Source organism: Flaviaestuariibacter amylovorans (assembly GCF_039541815.1).
Taxonomy (GTDB): domain Bacteria; phylum Bacteroidota; class Bacteroidia; order Chitinophagales; family Chitinophagaceae; genus Flavisolibacter; species Flavisolibacter amylovorans.
In genome coordinates this window covers 77,876-95,884 of record NZ_BAABGY010000016.1, presented here as the reverse complement: position 1 = coordinate 95,884, position 18,009 = coordinate 77,876, and the positions used below count along the sequence as shown (strand labels likewise).

General features: G+C 63.0%; 13 protein-coding genes. 11 read left to right on the top strand and 2 right to left on the bottom strand.

Annotation, left to right across the window (positions count from 1 at the left end):
• The first annotated feature begins 97 nt into the window (after positions 1-97).
• Both ABD937_RS20220 and ABD937_RS20215 read left to right on the top strand, forming a co-directional pair.
• Positions 98-1,336, top strand: coding sequence for a glucuronyl hydrolase (locus tag ABD937_RS20220; protein ID WP_345257740.1), 1,239 nt, complete (start codon positions 98-100; stop codon positions 1,334-1,336).
• A 2-nt stretch (positions 1,337-1,338) separates the two neighbouring features.
• Entirely contained in the window at positions 1,339-3,144 is a 1,806-nt protein-coding gene (locus ABD937_RS20215; RefSeq protein ID WP_345257739.1) for a glycoside hydrolase family 2 protein, read from the top strand.
• A gap of 299 nt (positions 3,145-3,443) precedes the next feature.
• Here ABD937_RS20215 and ABD937_RS20210 read toward each other — a convergent pair whose 3' ends face one another.
• Both ABD937_RS20210 and ABD937_RS20205 read right to left on the bottom strand, forming a co-directional pair.
• On the bottom strand, positions 3,444-5,717 hold the full coding sequence (locus ABD937_RS20210) for a VWA domain-containing protein (RefSeq protein WP_345257738.1): 2,274 nt from the start codon (positions 5,715-5,717) through the stop codon (positions 3,444-3,446).
• A 107-nt stretch (positions 5,718-5,824) separates the two neighbouring features.
• Positions 5,825-8,302 (bottom strand): beta-glucosidase, encoded by a 2,478-nt coding sequence (locus ABD937_RS20205; protein ID WP_345257737.1) that lies wholly within the window; start codon positions 8,300-8,302, stop codon positions 5,825-5,827.
• Between the two features lie 250 nt (positions 8,303-8,552).
• Between ABD937_RS20205 and ABD937_RS20200 the strand changes: the two genes are divergently transcribed.
• The 9 genes from ABD937_RS20200 to ABD937_RS20160 all read left to right on the top strand — a co-directional run bounded on the left by ABD937_RS20200 (position 8,553) and on the right by ABD937_RS20160 (position 18,008).
• On the top strand, positions 8,553-9,182 hold the full coding sequence (locus ABD937_RS20200) for a (2Fe-2S)-binding protein (RefSeq protein WP_345257736.1): 630 nt from the start codon (positions 8,553-8,555) through the stop codon (positions 9,180-9,182).
• Positions 9,179-10,177, top strand: a complete 999-nt coding sequence (locus ABD937_RS20195; protein WP_345257735.1) for an FAD binding domain-containing protein — start codon at positions 9,179-9,181, stop codon at positions 10,175-10,177. Before ABD937_RS20200 ends, ABD937_RS20195 begins: the two co-directional genes overlap by 4 nt.
• Positions 10,174-12,411, top strand: a complete 2,238-nt coding sequence (locus tag ABD937_RS20190) for a xanthine dehydrogenase family protein molybdopterin-binding subunit (RefSeq protein ID WP_345257734.1) — start codon at positions 10,174-10,176, stop codon at positions 12,409-12,411. The genes ABD937_RS20195 and ABD937_RS20190 overlap by 4 nt, the downstream gene beginning before the upstream one ends.
• Before the next feature lie 330 nt (positions 12,412-12,741).
• Entirely contained in the window at positions 12,742-13,545 is an 804-nt protein-coding gene (locus tag ABD937_RS20185) for a PAS domain-containing protein (RefSeq protein WP_345257732.1), read from the top strand.
• Positions 13,546-13,699: 154 nt separating this feature from the next.
• The gene (locus ABD937_RS20180) at positions 13,700-14,566 is read left to right on the top strand and encodes an STAS domain-containing protein (protein ID WP_345257731.1); all 867 of its coding nucleotides are present in this window, start codon (positions 13,700-13,702) and stop codon (positions 14,564-14,566) included.
• Between the two features lie 6 nt (positions 14,567-14,572).
• The gene (locus ABD937_RS20175) at positions 14,573-14,971 is read left to right on the top strand and encodes an STAS domain-containing protein (protein WP_345257730.1); all 399 of its coding nucleotides are present in this window, start codon (positions 14,573-14,575) and stop codon (positions 14,969-14,971) included.
• A complete protein-coding gene (locus tag ABD937_RS20170) occupies positions 14,955-15,368 on the top strand; it encodes an anti-sigma regulatory factor (protein WP_345257729.1) in 414 nt (137 codons plus the stop codon). The genes ABD937_RS20175 and ABD937_RS20170 overlap by 17 nt, the downstream gene beginning before the upstream one ends.
• Positions 15,361-16,377: a SpoIIE family protein phosphatase gene (locus ABD937_RS20165; protein WP_345257728.1), complete on the top strand. Its 1,017-nt coding sequence runs from the start codon at positions 15,361-15,363 to the stop codon at positions 16,375-16,377. Before ABD937_RS20170 ends, ABD937_RS20165 begins: the two co-directional genes overlap by 8 nt.
• Positions 16,374-18,008: an ATP-binding protein gene (locus ABD937_RS20160; RefSeq protein WP_345257726.1), complete on the top strand. Its 1,635-nt coding sequence runs from the start codon at positions 16,374-16,376 to the stop codon at positions 18,006-18,008. The genes ABD937_RS20165 and ABD937_RS20160 overlap by 4 nt, the downstream gene beginning before the upstream one ends.
• The last annotated feature ends 1 nt before the right edge of the window (position 18,009 follow it).

Genomic DNA, 18,009 nt, shown 5'->3' with positions numbered 1-18,009 from the left:
GCCTGCTTCCATTTTGTTACCTTCCTGTTGCCGCAAAGCGTTGCTGCCTGTAACCGGTGAATGGGTATCTTGAGGGGCCCTAAACCCGGCTTTCTCCATGCTGTTTCCAGGTCTTTTGTTCCGGCGTTGTTTCCTTCCGGCGCTTCTGTTGCTGCTCGCTGCCTGCGGTCCTTCCCGGTCTGTCACTACTTACGTTGCGCCCCTGCCCGTATCCCGCATCGATTCCATCCTCACGGCCTCCGCCGCGCAGTACCGCCTGCTTGCCCGGGAGCTGCCCGCCGGGCGCTTCCCGCGCAACTGGGACCCGGCGGCCGGGAAGCTGAATACGAGCGGATCGGACTGGTGGTGCAGCGGCTACTATCCCGGCACGCTCCTGTATTTATACGAGCGCACGAAGGACACTGCCCTTTACCGCGAGGCACTCCGTATGCTGCCACTGCTCGAAAAGGAACAGCACAACACCGGCACGCATGACCTTGGCTTCATGATGTTCTGCTCTTTCGGAAACGCGCTCCGCATTGCGCCGAAGCCGGGATACGAAGACATCCTCGTACAGTCGGCACGCTCGCTGGCCACACGCTACAGCCCCGTCACCCGCAGCATCCGCTCCTGGGATTCGAACAAGGACGAGTTCCTCGTGATCATCGACAACATGATGAACCTCGAATTGCTGTTCTGGGCGTCGAAGCATACAGGCGATTCCACATTCCGCAACATCGCCCTCACACACGCCAATACCACGATCGCCAATCACTTCCGCCCCGACGGCTCCTCGTACCATGTGCTGAACTACGACGACAAGACGGGTGCCGTGAAGCAGAAGCGCACGGCGCAAGGCTACTCCGATGCATCGGCCTGGGCGCGCGGGCAGGCCTGGGGACTCTACGGCTTTACGGTGCTGTACCGCGAAACGAAGGGCCAGCGCTACCTGGACCAGGCGGTACGCATCGCCGATTTCCTGCTCGGTCATCCGCGGATGCCTGCCGATGGCATCCCGTACTGGGACTTCGACGCACCGGCTATCCCGGACGCGCCGCGCGATGCATCGGCTGCAGCGATCATGGCTTCGGCTTTGCTGGAGTTACGGTTCTATGCAGACGGCTCGTTCAACGCGTCGCGATACGTACAGGCCGCAGAGAAAATACTGGTCACGTTGTCGTCGGATGCCTACCGTGCGGCAGCGGGTACCAACGGCGGATTTCTCCTCAGGCACAGCGTAGGCCACCTGCCGGCGAAGTCGGAGGTAGATGTGGCCATCACCTATGCCGACTATTACTACGTGGAAGCGCTCCTCCGCTACCGCGATGCCCTTACTTACCACCCCCGAAAAAAATAAGTATGCGCTTCCTTTACTCCTTACTGCTTCCTTTCCTTTGCGGTGCCGCCGCCGCGCAGGAGCTGTCGCTCGCCAATATTCCCGGTCGGCGCACCGTATCGCTCAACGGGCGCTGGAATTATATCGTCGACCCCTACGAGACCGGCTTCTACAACTACCGCTACCAGGAGCGCGCCTACAACGACCGCGAGGCCTACTGGAACAGCGACGTGCCCGACAACCGCACCGACCGCAAGGAGCACGGATGGAGCAATAAGTACACGCTGCAGGTGCCGGGCGACTGGAACGCGCAGCAGCCGAAATTCCTTTACTACGAGGGCACGGTATGGTACCGCCGCACCTTCGACTTCGACCCGAAGGGGCGGGGCGGACGCGTGTTCCTTCATTTCGGCGCGGTGAACTACGAGGCGCACGTATACCTCAACGGGCGTAAGCTCGGGAGTCACAAAGGCGGCTTCACGCCCTTTCATTTCGAAGTGGCCGACAGTGCCCTGAAAGAGAAGGGCAATAACCTCGTGGTGAAGGTCGACAACAAGCGGAGCGCGCAGGAAGTGCCCACGCTCAATACCGATTGGTGGAACTACGGGGGCATTACGCGCGACGTGTCGCTGGTGCTCGTGCCGCGGTCGTTTATCCAGGACTACTCGCTGCAGCTGCTGCGGGGCAGCGGACCCGTCGACGAAATTGGTGGCTGGGTGCGTGCGACGCCGGGCAGCACGGTACGGATCGAGATCCCCGAATTGGGCCTGCGGCAGGAGCTTCGCGCCACGGGCGACAGTACGGCGTTCCGATTCCGGGCGGCAGGACTGCAGCGCTGGTCGCCGGAGCGGCCGAAGCGCTACCGGGTGCTTCTCTCTAACGGGAGCGACCGGGTCGAGGATCAGATCGGGTTCCGTACCGTAGAAGTACAGGGGAGCAGCCTCCTGCTCAACGGAAAGCCCCTGTTCCTGCGCGGCATCTCGGTGCACGAGGAGATTCCCCAGCAGGCGCGTCGCGCCCACAGCCGCGCCGATGCGCTGCAGCTGCTGGGACAGGCGAAGGAACTCGGCTGCAACATGGTGCGGCTCGCGCATTACCCGCACAACGAGCACACGGTGCGCGCCGCCGATTCGATGGGCCTGCTCGTGTGGTCGGAGATCCCCGTATACTGGACCATCGACTTCAACAGTCCGCTCGTGCTCGGGAAAGCAAAGGCGCAGCTCTGCGACATGGTGATCCGCGACCGCAACCGCGCCTCGGTGATCATCTGGTCGGTAGGCAACGAAACACCGGTGCACCCTGCCCGTACCCGCTTCATGACCGAGCTGGTGCGCACAGCCCGTGCCCTCGACAGCAGCCGCCTTATCTCCGCGGCGCTCGAGGTGCATATGATCAACGGGAAGCACACGATCGACGATCCGCTCGGGGCGGAGACCGATATCGTAGCGGTGAACGAGTACCTGGGCTGGTATGGCGGGCTGCCTTCCGATGCCCGCAAGGCCGTGTGGGACGTACGCTACGCCAAGCCGCTGTTCTTCAGCGAAACGGGTGCCGAGGCCCTGCACGGATTTCATGGCGACAGCCTCACGCGCTGGAGCGAAGAGTACCAGGAGTGGTTCTACCGCGAGCAGGTGGCCATGATGAAGCGGATGCCGCCCCAATACGTGGGGATCTCACCCTGGATCCTGAACGATTTCCGCTCGCCCCGCCGCAATCATCCCGTATACCAGGAAGGCTGGAACAACAAGGGCCTGTACGACCAGAAAGGCCGGAAGAAGAAAGCGTTCTACGTGCTCAAGGCCTATTACGAGGAAATGAGTCGCCGGTAGATGTTCCGTACTTCTACAAGATCTGCTGGTGTTGAGTTGCCATTGTCGTCAGCAAGGCCGGTAGCAGTCGGGCGCCGTCATTGCGAGCGTAGCGTCCCGAAGCCTCGGGACAACCTCCACAACTTGCGTAGTGTTCCTGTAGCCACGGCCTTTTTGGTCACTCTGCGTAACGGAGGAGATTGCTTCGCTGCGCTCGCAATGACCGGACGCTGCACGCCCAAAGACGTTTACGGGGCACCTCACGCCTCACGCTTCACGCCTCACGACCACCAGCGGATAGATCAACTCAGAAACGACCGCTATTTCAAGCGCTGCTTATTCACTACGTTCTTCAAAGCGCGTCGATAGAGGGATAGCTGCGCCACAAGCGCCTTGATATCGGCGTCGGCCGGTGTTCCGTACAAATGCTGGAGCCCGCCCAGGCCCGCTTCCACGGCCTGTTGCGCCTCGGCGGTCTTTCCCTTTTCAAAGGCGGTGGCCATGCGCAGCAGGGCGCTGTTGGCGAAGGCTACGGCGTACATTTTCTTCTGTTCCGCAGCCGCCGCATCGGTGCCCGCGGCAGCGAAGCGCAATTCCGTTTGTTGCGTGACCCGCGCCGGCTTGCCGGTTGCGGGATCGGTGTAGGCCAGTTCCACCGTAACGGGGTAGGAGTCGTTGGCCGGCACGGCGCCTTTCGGAACGAAGGCGGCCAGCAAGGGTACTTGCTGCTCCGGGAAGAGGGCGCCCAGCGTGCCGCTGAATTGCCCCGCCCCTCGCTGCACGTCGCGAATGCCGTAGGCGGATTGCAGCAGCAGCTCATCGCCATGGCGTACCGTGATGCGTACGCCGCGCGCCAGTGGCAGCTCGCGTGCAAGGAGGCGCGTGCCGAACAGGGTTTCCAGCTCCTTGCCCTCATGAGCCTGCTGCAGCAGGTCTCCATCCTCGGTAGCGAGCTTCTTCAGGAGATCGTAGTTGTAGTCTTTGCCTACGCCGATGGCGCGGCAGGCAACGCGTCCGCGGTACCGCGCCTGTACGGCGAGCAGGGTGTCCACAGGGTTGCTGTCGTAGCCGTCGGTAAGGAGCACCACGGTGTTGGCGCCCGAGGGGTCGTGGTAGCGCAGCGCCTCGCGGTAGCCGCGGTCGAGGGCTTCGCGCATATCGGTGCCGCCCTGCGGCTCGATGGCCTGCACGAGGGCGCTGATCCGCTCGCGGTCGCGGCCGAGGCGCTGGGCAGGCAGCAGGAGCTGGGGCCCATCGGCAAAGAGCACGATGGAGAGGACGTCCGTTTCGCGCAGCAGCTGCAGCAGCTGCAGGAGGCCGCGCTTCAGGCTTTCGAGGCGCTCATCGCCCGCCATGGAGCCACTGACGTCGAGCACGAACGACATGTTGACGGGGGCACGCCTGCGGCCGGCGGGGATGCCGGTGGCGAGGCCGATCTCGAGCAGCGCTTCAGGGCCTGCGCCGCGCCCCGTGCGCAGCGTGATGCCGGGTGTGCCGCCATCGGCCGGCGGCGGGTACGGAAGGCGGTGGTAATACGGGAAGTCGGTAAGTACGAGGCGGCCGGGTGGCGGGATATAGCGCTCCGGGAACTCGAGGGCGGGATCGGGCTCGTAGTACAGTGTGCGGCTGCCGGAGCCGCGCTGCCGCACATCGGCCAGGTTGATGACGTCCACATCGCGCTGGTAGGGAAACTGGATCATGTAGCGCTTCCCGAAGGGCAGCACGAAGGTTGCGGCGCCCGCCGCATCGGTGCGCGCCGTGTATACCGTGGTGCTCCCGATCTCGTCGAGGTACACGGTGCCGGACGACCAGGGCCGCCCGCCCTTGTGCACCTGTACCTGGTAGCGCGCACGGGAGGCCCGCTGGGTCAGGTTGGCCGGGAGCGCTTGAGTCACGGTATCGTTGCGGCGCGTCTCCACGATATCGTAGGCATCGTACATCACGCTCTGGAAGATGGTCATGTTCACCTTGTCGTCCATCTGCACGAAGCCGGCATTCAGCTGCTCCTCCACGTCGATGTCGTAGGGCGTGCGCCCCGGCACGTGGAAGCGGGCATTCCCCTGCGCGTCGCTTTGAGCTGTATAAATACGTTGTCCCTTAAGGTCAACCAGCCGCACGGTCTTGCCGGCTGCCGGGCGCCGGTCGCTGCCTGCCACTTTTATGGTGAGGAGGTTATACCCTTCGGCAGGAGGGTCGGGTGGCGCCGTGGCATCTCCCGCGCGGAATCCCAGCCGCACAAACGACTGGCGACGGATGCGGGCGTCGAGCTCGGGGTTTACCGTAAAGGCCTGCTGCACGATGCTGGTCTCGTTGAGGGCTACGCGGATGGGCTCCCGCTTCATCGGGGTGCCGTTGACGGAGATCTCCCAGGCGCCGGCCGAAGTGATGTTCAGCTTCACCGTGCCGTCGTTGCCGGTGCGTCCTTTCAACGATGCGCGGCTGCCCAGCTCCGTGAGCTGTACCTCGGCGCCGCGCAGCGGCTGCTGGCGCGGGTCGGAGAGGGAGAGCTCGACTTCGACGCTGGTCTGGGCGTTTACCCGCACGTGCAGGATCAGGAGCAGCAGGGCGGGTAGCAACCGGTAGCAAAGATGCATGGCGTTGGTTTTTGGTAGTGAGCGCAGGGCGCCTCCTTCAGAACGCAGAAATGCCGCCCGTAGTATCGGTGCGGAAACCGGGGCGGCAAGTGAGTGCGGGATTGATGCTAGCGGATCGTCACTTCCTGCGTCAGCAGCATCTTGTCAGACGACGGCCCGACCCCGATCTCGAAGCGGCCGGGGTCGTAACCGAAATCGCCCTTTGTGGTCTTGTAGTACGAGAACGCATCGGCACTGAGCGGGATTGTGACCGTGCGCGACTCGCCGGCCTTCAGTTGCAGCTTGGTGAACCCTTTCAGTTCCTTCAGCGGGCGGGCTACCGGCGCCTTCGGCTGCCGCACATACACCTGCGCCACCTCGGCGCCGTCGCGCGTGCCGCTGTTGCGCACCGTGAAGCTGACCACGGCAGTGCCTTTCGCTCCGGGCGTTACCTGAAGGCCGGAGTAGGCGAACGTAGTATACGACAGCCCGAAGCCGAAGGGGAACTGTGGCTTTACGCTACTGCGGTCGTAATGGCGGTAGCCCACGAAGAGCCCCTCGCCATAGGTCACCCGCTTGTCGCCATCGGCATCGTAGTAATACGGGAACACGGGGTTGTCTTCCCAGGCCTTTTCAAACGAGGCGGGCAGCTTGCCGCTCGGGTTGACGTCGCCGAAGAGGATCTCGGCCACGGCCTGGTTGCCTGCCTGCCCGGGGTACCACGCATGCACGAGGCCTTTCACGTTGCGGAGCCAGCGGCGCATGTCGACGTTGCCGCCCGCATTGAGCACGACGATGGTGTTGGGGTTGGCTTTGGCGATGGCGTTGATCAGCGTGTCCTGGTATTCCGGCAACGTAAACGTACGGTCGAAGCCCTCGCTCTCGGAGGTGGGATCGAAGCCGACGGCCACGATGGCCACATCGGCAGCCTTGGCGGCAGCTGTGGCGGCGCTGAAGTCGAGGGTCTCGATGAAGGCAGCCAGCGCGATCTGCGCCGAGCCACCGTTCTCGTAGAACTCGAGCCGCACCGGGTATTCCTTTCCTGCTTCCAGGTCCATTGTATAGGTACGGAGCGTGGCGCCGTGGTCGTTCCATAGGTCGATCACCTTTTGTTCGGCCACCCAGAGGCGGAAGCCGTCGTCGCCGCGTACGGCGAGCTTGTAGGCGCCGCTCTTCGCCGGGCGCAACACACCGGTATAGCGGGCCGAGAAATGGTCGGCACCGATACCGGGCACATCGGGGGCATCGCCCCAGGTGTGGTTGACGAAAGGCTCGTTCCGGGATGCTGTGACCGTTCCGGACAGGTCCTGGTTATTGAAGTACTCGGCCTTCAATCCTTTTTCGGACGACCCGGCACCGACATAGAACGGCGAGCCTTGCACGTGCTCCTCCATGGGTCCCCCGGTGCCTTTCACGAGCTGCACGCGGGTACTCCATCCGCCGAGGGCCTGTAGTGCGGTGCGCAGGCTTATGGAAGCGAAAGGCTCCGTTTGCGACGATCCGCCGCCCGCCACGTAGCGGTCGGCGTTGGGTCCGAACAGTGCGATCCGCCTGATGTTCTTTGTGAACGGCAGCAGGCCGCCCTCGTTTTTCAGCAGCACGATGCCGCCGCGCGCGAGGTCGAGGGCCACGGCGGCATTGGCCGAATCGTTGAGGGCGATGGTGGAGTCTTTCTGGGGCCCGTCGTAGAAGCCGAAGCGGAAGATCGTGCGGAGGATGCGGCGCACCTTATCGTCGATGGTGGCCTCCGATACGTTGCCGGATTGAATGGCCGGCAGCAGGTTCTTGCGGTTCATGAACAGCCCCGAGGGCATCTCGAGGTCGAGGCCGCCGTTGGCTGCGCCTACCGCATCGTAGGTCGAGGTCCAGTCCGACATGAGGATGCCCCCGAAGCCCCATTTGCCTTTGAGGATGGTGTTGTTGAGGTGAGCGTGCTGCGAGGCGTGCACGCCGTTCACGAGGTTGTAGCTGTTCATCACGGCGCCCACGTTGGCCTCCTGCACCGCCGCCTTGAAGGCCGGCAGGTAGAGCTCCTGCAGCGTGCGCTCGTCCATATCGGAAGAAACGTGGTGGCGGTCCCACTCCTGGTTGTTGGCGGCATAGTGCTTTACCGTGGCTACCACGCGCTGGCTTTGCACGCCCTTGATGTAGGGTACGGCCAGGCAGGCGGCGAGGTAGGGGTCTTCGCCCAGGTATTCGAAGTTGCGGCCGTTCATCGGCGCGCGGTAGATGTTGACGCCGGGCGCGAGCAGGATGTGCACGCCGCGGGCGCGCGCATCCCTGCCCAGCGCTACACCCAGGCGATACGCGAGCGCCGTATCCCAGGAGGCGGCCGTCAGCACCGAGGCCGGGTAGGCAGTCGTCTTCCCGTCGTTGCGCGTACCCACGGGGCCATCGGTCATCTTGATGGCGGGCAGGCCGAGGCGCTCGATGGGGCGGATGTAGAAATCGTTGTACCCGCCGATGTAGTCGATCTTTTCATCGCGGGTCATTTCCTTCAGCAGCGCGGCCGCGCGGTCGTCGGCGGGTGCTTTCGGATCGCGGTACACTTGCGCGGAGGCGGAAGCGGAGAGGAGGAGCAGGAACAGAACGGCCAGGCAACGCATAAACAGGGATTTGCACGCTCAAAGTACAACATCCACCTGATGCAACACCGGCAGCCGCGCGCCACCGGTAAATGCCTATCTTTCTGGACCAGAAGCCGACTCTACATCAATAGTCGTGATGCGTGAGGCGTGAAGCGTGAGCAGCAAGCTTTTCCTGCCGGAGAAGTCCTCTCACGCCTGATGCCTCACGCCTGACGACCAGCAGCGAAGTGATCGATCTGGAAACAACTTCTGCTCTAACCACTTACCTATGTCCCACGACAACGAAACAAACCCCGCGCCCGGTAGCGCCTCGCGCCGGAGCTTCCTGAAGCGGTCGGCCGCCCTTGCGGCGCTCGCCGCCACCCCGCCCGCCGTAGTGCAGGCCGCCGAAAAAGGCCTCGACGAGACGGCCGCCGGCTTTTTCGAAAAGATGAACCTCTCCATCGAGGTCAACGGCACGCCGCACCGGTTGTCTGTAGAACCACGGGTAACGCTGCTGGACCTGCTGCGCGAGCAGCTGCACCTGCACGGCACCAAGAAGGGCTGCGACTGGGGCCAGTGCGGTGCCTGCACCGTGCACGTAGACGGGCAGCGGGTGCTTTCCTGTATGTCGCTGGCCGTGATGCAAAACGGGAAGAAGGTGACCACCATCGAAGGGCTCGCCAAGGGCGACGTGCTGCACCCGATGCAGGAAGCGTTCATCAGGCACGACGGCTTCCAGTGCGGCTACTGCACGCCCGGACAAATTATGTCGGGCATTTCCTGCATCCGCGAGGGACATGCCGGCAGCGCCGAAGAGGTGCGCGAGTACATGAGCGGGAACATCTGCCGCTGCGGTGCTTATCCCAACATCGTGGATGCCATCCTCGAGGTCAAACAGAAAGGAGGCGCCTTATGATCAACTTCAACTACACGAAGGCCACGAGCCTGAAGGGCGCCCTCGATGCGATCGGCAAGGACCCGAACGCGCGCTTCATCGCCGGCGGTACCAACCTGGTGGACCTGATGAAGCGCGGGGTGATGACGCCGCAGCGGGTGATCGACATCACGGGGCTTCCGCTCAAAGGGATCCAGGTGCATAAAGGCGGGCTGCGGATCGGTGCGCTTGCCCTCAATAGCGAGGTGGCGGAGCACCCGATCGTGAAGGCGCAGTACCCACTGCTGGCGGAGGCGCTGAAGGCGGGAGCGTCGGCGCAGCTGCGCAACATGGCCACCGTGGGCGGCAACCTGATGCAGCGCACGCGCTGCCCGTACTTCTACGACACGGCGCTGCCCTGCAACAAGCGCCAGCCCGGGAGCGGCTGCAGCGCGCTCCAGGGATATAACCGCATGCATGCCATCTTCGGGACCTCCGAGAAATGCATCGCCGTACACCCAAGCGATATGGCTGTAGGTCTTGCCGCGCTCGATGCCATGGTGCTGGTGCAGGGCCCCAGGGGCGAGCGCCGGATCCCCATCGGCGACTTTCACCGCCTGCCCGGCGATACGCCGCAGATCGACAACAACCTCCAACGCACCGAGATCATCACGGGCGTAGAGCTCAAAGCGAACAACTTCGGCGAACAACGCGTCCGCTACCTGAAGGTGCGCGACCGTGCCTCCTATGCCTTTGCCCTCGTGTCGGTGGCTGCCGTGGTGCCGCTCGACGGCAACGGCCGCATCCGTAATGCCCGCATCGCCATGGGCGGCGTGGCGCACAAGCCCTGGCGCCTGAAGCCCACCGAGGTCCTGCTCGAAGGAAAGGCCCCTTCGGAGGAGCTGTTCTACACGGCCGTGCGCGCTTCACTCAAAGATGCGCGGACGTATGGACACAACGATTTCAAGATTCCGATGGCCGAGAGCGCGCTGATGGATACCCTCCTTTCCCTCACCACCCAAAACCAGCAACGATGAATTCCTTTTTCTTCGACAATAGCGGCCTCCCGGATCTCGATCGCGTGGACGGCAAGGCCAAGGTGACCGGCACAGCCGAATATGCCGCCGAGAAAGACCTGCCGGGCCTCGTGTACGGTGTACTCGTGGGCAGCAACGTGACCAAGGGTACGATCAAAGCTATCGATACGAAGGCGGCACTCGCGGCGCCCGGCGTGCTGGCGGTGATCTCGCACGTCAATTCGATCAAGGTACCCGGCTACGACCAGGGCGGCAACCCCGCAAAGGGACGCACCGGCGGTGCAGGACTGCAGGTCTTCAACGACAACATCATCCGCTTCAACGGACAGCCCATCGCGCTCGTGGTGGCCGACACCTTCGAGCGGGCCACGCATGCCGCCTCGCTGGTGAAGGCGCAATACGACAAGGAAGCCTTCCTCACGGATCTCGAAGGCGCGCGTGCTACGCGCACGCCAGCCGAGGGTCCCCGGTTCAAGGACAATATCCGCGGCATCCCGGACGCGTACAAGACGGCGCCCGTGGTGCTCGAGACAGAATACTTCCAGCCGCTCGAAGTGCACAACCCGATGGAGCTGCACGCCACCACGGTGCAGTGGGAGGGCGAGAAGGTGACGGTATGGGAAAAAACGCAGGGCGTGAAGTCCACGCAGCGCAGCATCATGCAGGCCTTCGGCCTGCCCGAGTCGTCGGTGCAGGTGTACGCGCACTATGTGGGCGGCGGCTTCGGATCGGCGCTGCGCACCTGGCCGCATGCTATCGCCGCCCTCATTGGGGCGAAGATGGTGAACCGCCCGCTGCGCCTCGTGCTCCGCCGCGACCAGATGTTCACGCTCGTGGGCTACCGACCCGAAACGCGGCAGCGCATCGGCCTCGGGGCCACGCCCGACGGCAAGCTCGTAGGCATCACGCACGAGGCTACGAGCCAGACCTCCAACTACGAGACCTTCACCGAGGGCACGGTCAATATCTCCCGCTCGTTGTATGCCTGCCCCAACGTGACCACGCGTTACAAGGTATACCCGCTGGAGCTGAGCACGCCTACCTGGATGCGCGGCCCCGGTGAGGCTACCGGCGCCTTCGCGCTCGAGAGCGCGCTCGACGAGCTCGCCTACCGCCTCAACATCGACCCGCTGGAGCTGCGCCTACGTAATTATACGGATACCGACCCGGAGCGCAACCTGCCCTTCTCGAGCAAGTTCCTCAAAGAAGCGTACCAGCTCGGGGCCGACCGCATCGGCTGGAAGGACCGCAACCCGGCGCCCCGCTCCATGCAGCAGAATGGGTGGCTCGTCGGGTACGGCCTGGGTACCGGCCTCTTTCATGCCTCGCGCAACGTGGCGAAGGCTGCTGCAAGGCTCTATGCCGACGGCACGCTGCTGGTACAGAGCGCGGTGGCCGACAGCGGGCCGGGAACGGCCACGGCCATGACGCAGATCGCCTCCGACCGCATGGGCATTGCCCCCGGTAAGGTCACCTTCCAGCTGGGCGACTCCTCGCTGCCGCCGGGCCCCACGCAGGGCGGCTCCACCACCACCTCCACGCTCGGCTCGGCGGTGTTCGACGTCTGTAGAACGCTGCAGCAAAAGCTCGCCGATCTCGTCAAGGAAAGTCCCGTGTTCCATACCGATAAAGTACATAGCGTAACGCTCGCCGACCTGCGCTTCGAGAACGGTGCCATTGTGCTCGCGTCGGACCCGGCGCGCCGGATCACCTATGGCGATGCGCTGAAGGCGGCGGGCCTGGCGCAGCTGGAAGCCACGGAGGAATCGAAGGGCGGCGACACGATGAAGAATCACTCCGCCTTCTCTTACTCCGTGCATTTCGTGAAGGTGCGGGTGCACCCGCGCACCGGCGTGGTGCGTACCGACCGCATCGTGATCGCCGCCGATGCCGGCACCATCGTAAGCCCGCGGCAGGCCGAGAGCCAGATGATCGGGGGCGCCGTGGGCGGCCTCGGCATGGCGCTGACCGAGGAGGGCGTGGTGGATCACCGCTACGGCCGCTGGGTCAACAACAACTTCGCCGACTACCATGTGCCGGTGCATGCCGACGTACCGCCGGTTGAAGTGCTGTTCGTGAACAAGCCCGACCCGCTGCTCAATCCTACGGGCGCCAAGGGGCTCGGCGAGATCGCCCTCATCGGCTTTGCGGCGGCGATGGCCAACGCCGTGCATCATGCCACGGGCAAGCGTATCCGCAGCCTGCCGATCACACCCGATAAGGTGCTGCGCTAGCGGGCACCGGCACTAGCTTTCAAGGCGGCCCTGTGGCCGCCTTTTTTGCGGGCGGTGCTACCGGTTGTGCACAACCTGCGGATGCCGGCGCCGGAATTCTGGCACGCATTTTCATTTACTAAATCGAGGTCACCCCTGTGCCGGTTTAACGCGCTTTTTGCGTCCGTCCGGGCACCGGTGTGGCTCAGGGCTTTACATGCCAGGAGCTGTTGCCGCCGTGTCCAACGGTGGGGCACAAGTGTTAAAAAAGAAGGAACGCCATCGCCGCTCGTCCGGAAGAGGCAAACTCTTTGCGACCTACCGGCAACGAAGCAACGAAAATGTGCGCCTATGAAAAACACACCTGACAAAACCATTTACGGTGCGCCCGAATTTATGTTCGCGCTGACCGACCTGTGCGGGCTGCTCCTCGAAGCGAGTGCCGACGCGGTGCTGGCCATCGACACCCGTTTCCGGGTCGTACTGTTCAACGATGCGGCGGAGCGCATCCTGCACAAAACGCGTGGCGCGGTGCTGGGGCAGAGCCTCTTTCACCTGCTGCCCGAGCTCGGCGACGACGACGGGCTCGAGTACCTCGGTGCCGCCTTAAGGGGCGAGCGCCCGGAAGGTGCGCGCGCCCTTCAGCACGGACGCCGCCGGCTCTCGTGGCAGCTGTGGCCCATGACCGATAAGTTCGGAAGTACCCACGGGGTGCTGTGCGTGCTGCGCGAGACGGCCAGGCACGAGGAACGCATCACCGCGCTGGAGCAGGCCCTGCTCGAGCGCGACCTCCTGCTCGGGAGCCGCGCCCGGATGGCCGAGACCATCATCGACGCCAGCAGCGACCTGATCATGGTGGTGGACAAGGGCCTGCGCTATTCGGCCGGGAACAAGGCCCTCCAGGAGTATTGCGGCCGGTCTGCGTCCGACCTGGTAGGGCAGGGGCTACTGGATTGCTTTCCCGCGCTCGCAGGGACGTCGCAGCTGGAATACATCTATGCAGCCTTCGACGGCAAGCGCACGGAGCTGCAGAACGTTCCGCGCATCCTAAAGGAAGGGCACTGCGACCTGTCCATTCTTCCCCTCGACTATGGCGGGCACATCTATGGCGTGCTGGTGATCGCGCACAGCCTCCGCCAGGATAATGCCGGGTAAGGGCTGTCCCTTCCGGAAGAGCTTGCTACCGTGTTTTTACGGTTTGGGGGCGAATTGTGCTCCGGCGCGTCCTTTTTCGGTCGCGCTGTCCGGATATTCGGTACTTTACGCCTTATTTCATTCCACACAGCCGCACTTAACCACCGCTTTACACATGAAAGCAGACATTTCTAAGATCCTCCTCAAGAGGAAAAAGCAAGTTTTAGAACATTGGATGAATACGCAGCTCGCCGACGAGGGGCTCCGCGACGACCTGCTCAGCAACGATGAATTGCGTGCACAGTCGGAGGAACTCGTGGACGTGTTGGTGAAAACCATCAACGACCGCAACCTCACCGACGTGCAGTCTTCGGATTTCGACCCGGTGCTCGAGATCCTCTCCGGCATCTCGATCTCGCGGGCCCGCCAGGGATTCTCGCCCCGCGAAACCGGCATCTACGTGTTCGGCCTCAAAGAGGCCCTGCTCAGCGTACTGCAGGAAGAGCTCAAAAGCGATCCCGCCTCCCTGTATACCGTATCCATGAAGATCGGACGCCTGATCGACACCTTCGGTATCGGCACGTTCGAGACGTTCATCAAAGGCCGTGAGGAAGTGATCCTGCGCCAGACCGACGAGATCTCCGAGATCTCGACGCCGGTGATCCGCGTGTGGGACGGCATCCTCGCCCTCCCCATCATCGGTACGCTCGACTCTGCGCGTACGCAGGTGGTGATGGAGAACCTGCTGCAGCAGATCGTGGACTCGGGCAGCTCCATTGCCATCCTCGACATCTCGGGTGTGCCCGCGGTGGACTCGCTCGTGGCGCAGCACCTCATCAAGACCGTGAGCGCCACGCGCCTCATGGGCGCGGAATGCATCATCAGCGGCATCCGCCCCGAGATCGCCCAAACGGTGGTGCACCTCGGCATCGACCTTTCCAACATCATTACGAAGGCCTCGCTGGCGAGCGCCCTCAAGTACGCGTTCACGATGCTTCAGCTCGAAGTACGCAAGGCATCGCGCGATAAACACAGTATGTAACCTGCTATGGACAGAATACCGATCCTGCAAATGGGGCGCTTCCTGCTGGTTACCATCCAGGTGGACCTCTACGACCGCCTGGCTCTCAACCTCGAGAGCGACCTCGTGCAGATGGTCAACAAGACCGGCGCCCGCGGCGTACTCATTGATATTTCCGCCCTGTCGATCGTTGACTCCTTCATGGGGCGCATCATCGGCAACATCGGCAGCATGAGCAAGATCATGGATGCCGAGACCGTGGTGGTGGGGATGCAGCCCGCCGTGGCAATCACGCTCATTGAACTTGGCCTCGAGCTGAAGGGCGTCAGCACCGCACTGAACGTGGAGCGGGGCATGGCCCTCCTGCAAACCAAAATCGGTCCCGAAGAGGACACGGAGGAGGACGAGGATGATCGTGGTTCTTAACAAAGACAGTCTTCCCATTCAAAAAGAACAGGACGTGGTGCCCTTTCGCAACCGCGTGAAGGAGTATGCCGTGAAGATCGGCATGGGCCTCGTGAACCAGACAAAGCTCATTACGGCCGCATCCGAGCTCGTGCGCAACATGCTCAAATACGCCGGCGGCGGCATCACGCTCATCGAGGTCGTGAGCAAGGGCCGCGAGAGCGGCGTGCGCCTGACCTTTACTGACAAGGGCCCCGGCATCAAAGACATTGCGCAGGCCATGAAAGACGGCTTCAGCACGGGCAAGAGCCTCGGCCTCGGCCTGCCCGGCACCAAGCGCCTCGTATCCGAATTCGACATCGAGAGTGAACCCGGCAAAGGCACGAAGGTGACGATCATAAAATGGAAAAATGGTTAGCGCCGTCAACCTCCGGCTCAACGCAGCCGACCGCAGCTACTTCGCCATCCTGAAAAAGGAAGTGCACGCGCTGTCGGCCCAGGGCGGCTTTTCCGCGAAGCGGATCGCCGAGATCGACATCGTGGTGGCGGAGCTCGTCTCCAACCTCGCGCGGCATGCCGGCGGCGGAGAGATCTTTGCCAAGCTGTTCGAAGACAACGGCCGGCAGGGCCTCGAGCTCATCGCCATCGACAGCGGCCCCGGCATCGGCGACCTGAGGGGCATGATGCAGGACGGCGCGAGCACGAAGGACAGCCTCGGACAGGGGCTAGGCGCCATCCGCCGCCTCTCCGACCTCCTGCAGATCTATACACAGAAAGACTGGGGCACCCTCCAGCTGGTGCGCGTCTACAACAGGGCCGCCACCGCCGCGCAAAAGCCCGGGCCCGTAGAAGTACGGTCGCTGGTGGTGCCCAAGCCCGGTGAAACGGAATGCGGCGACGGGTTCTACTTCAAGCAAACGCCGGAGCACCTGAAGCTGTTTCTGGGCGACGGCCTCGGACACGGACCGGAAGCGGCCCATGCGGTGCGCACGGCCATCGACGCCTTCAAGGCCTGCCCCGAAGACAGTGCCGTGGAAAACCTCCGCTTCATCAACAGCGCCGTCAAAAAAACGCGCGGCCTCGTGGCAACCGTGGCTATCTTCCATATGGAGCAAAAGCAGTGGCGCATCTGCGGCGTGGGCAATATCGCCACGCGGCTGCACAGCTCCATGGCCTCCCGCAACCACAACCCATATAACGGTATCGTCGGTCTCAACATGCCCAACACGATGAACGACCAGGTGCTCGAATACGAGAAAGGCCAGACCATCGTGATGTGCAGCGACGGCTTCAAGTCGAAGTGGGACCTGCTCCGGCTTACGGGCATTCAGCGCTACGACCTGTCGCTGCTCAATGCCGCCTTATTCAAAGAATTTGCCCGCCAGACCGACGACATGTCGGTGGCGAGCTGTAAAATAAACGTATGAAAACGCAGGAGATCATCCGGGTGACGCTGCAGAACGAGATGGACCTCATCCTCGCGCACAAGCGGAGCATGCGGCTCGGAGAGCTCGCCGGCCTGTCGCTGTCGGCGCAAACGACCTTTGCCACAGCCGTTTCCGAAGTGGCGCGCAACACCATCGACCATGGTAAGAACGGCTGTCTGGTGCTCAGCGTCACCACCGGGCAAAAGGAGAAATACATCATCGCCCGCATCAACGACGACGAGCCCCAGCTGCAGAAATACGAGGGCCTCGAATATGCGAAGCGCCTCGTAAGCAAGTACAACATCAGCACCTCGGGAAACGAAACATCGATCGAGCTGTATTACTACATCCCCTTGTCCGATAAGCTCGACGCGCGCCGGATCGACAGCTGGCGCCTGCAGTTCCGCGAAGAGCCGGCGCTTTCGCCCTACGAGGAGATCAAGCGCAAGAACGAGCAGCTGCAGGACCTGGCGCAGAAGCTGAAGGAAAGCGAGCAGCAATACAAAACACTCACCAACGCACTTCCGCTCATCATCTTTACGCTCAGCGAGGCCGGCAACCTGGTATACGCCAACGAGTGGTTACGCCGCTTCACGGGCGCCGGCATCGCCGAGCTGAACGAGACGCGCTGGCGGGGCGTGGTGCACCCCGAGGATTACGACTCCTTTGCCCTGCTCATCAACCACAACCCGCCGCTCGGCGCCGCTACCATCAAAACCCAGTGCCGCCTCCGGCATAGGTCGGAGGATGAGTACTACTGGCACCTCGCCTCCATCTCACCGCTGCGCGACGAGGAAGGCCGCCTCCAGTATTGGATCGGCTACCTGGTCGACATCAACGCGCAGAAGATGATGGAAACGACGCTCCGCAACAACGAGGAGCTGAAAGAGACCCAGCAGCAGCTGCGCGAGCACCAGGATGCGCTCGAGACCAACATCTCGAACCTGAACCGCAGCAACCGCGAGCTGCAGGAATTCGCCTACGTGGCTTCGCACGACCTGCAGGAGCCCACGCGCAAGATCTCCTTCTACAGCGACTACCTCCTGAACAAGTACGAGGGGCAGCTCGATCCGAAGGGACGCGACTACCTCGGGCACATGCAGCGGGCGGCGCGGCGCATGCGGACCCTCATCAACGACCTGCTGGCCTTTGCCCAGGTGGAGCGGGAGGGCATCACCTTCAAGCCTGTGAACCTCAACGAGCTCGTACAGCAGGTGGTGCAGGGCCTCGAGCTGCCCATCGCCGAGAAGCACGCGGCCGTGGAGGTGGCTGACCTGCCCACGATCGATGCCGACCCGGGTAGGATGCACCAACTATTCCAGAACCTCCTGAGCAACTCACTCAAGTACGCGCGCGAAGACCTTCCGCCGCAGGTGCGCGTATATGCCGAGGTGGACGGCGATCAATGCACGATCTGCGTGGCGGACAACGGGATCGGCTTCGACGAGAAATACCTGCCGCAGATGTTCGCGCTGTTCCAGCGCCTGCATTCCGGAAAGAAATACGAAGGCACGGGACTCGGCCTCGCCATCTGCCAGAAGATCGTGGCGGTACACCACGGCAGCATCCGGGCGCAGAGCCAGGTAGGCGAAGGCGCCACTTTTATCCTTACCTTGCCACTCCATCAATGAC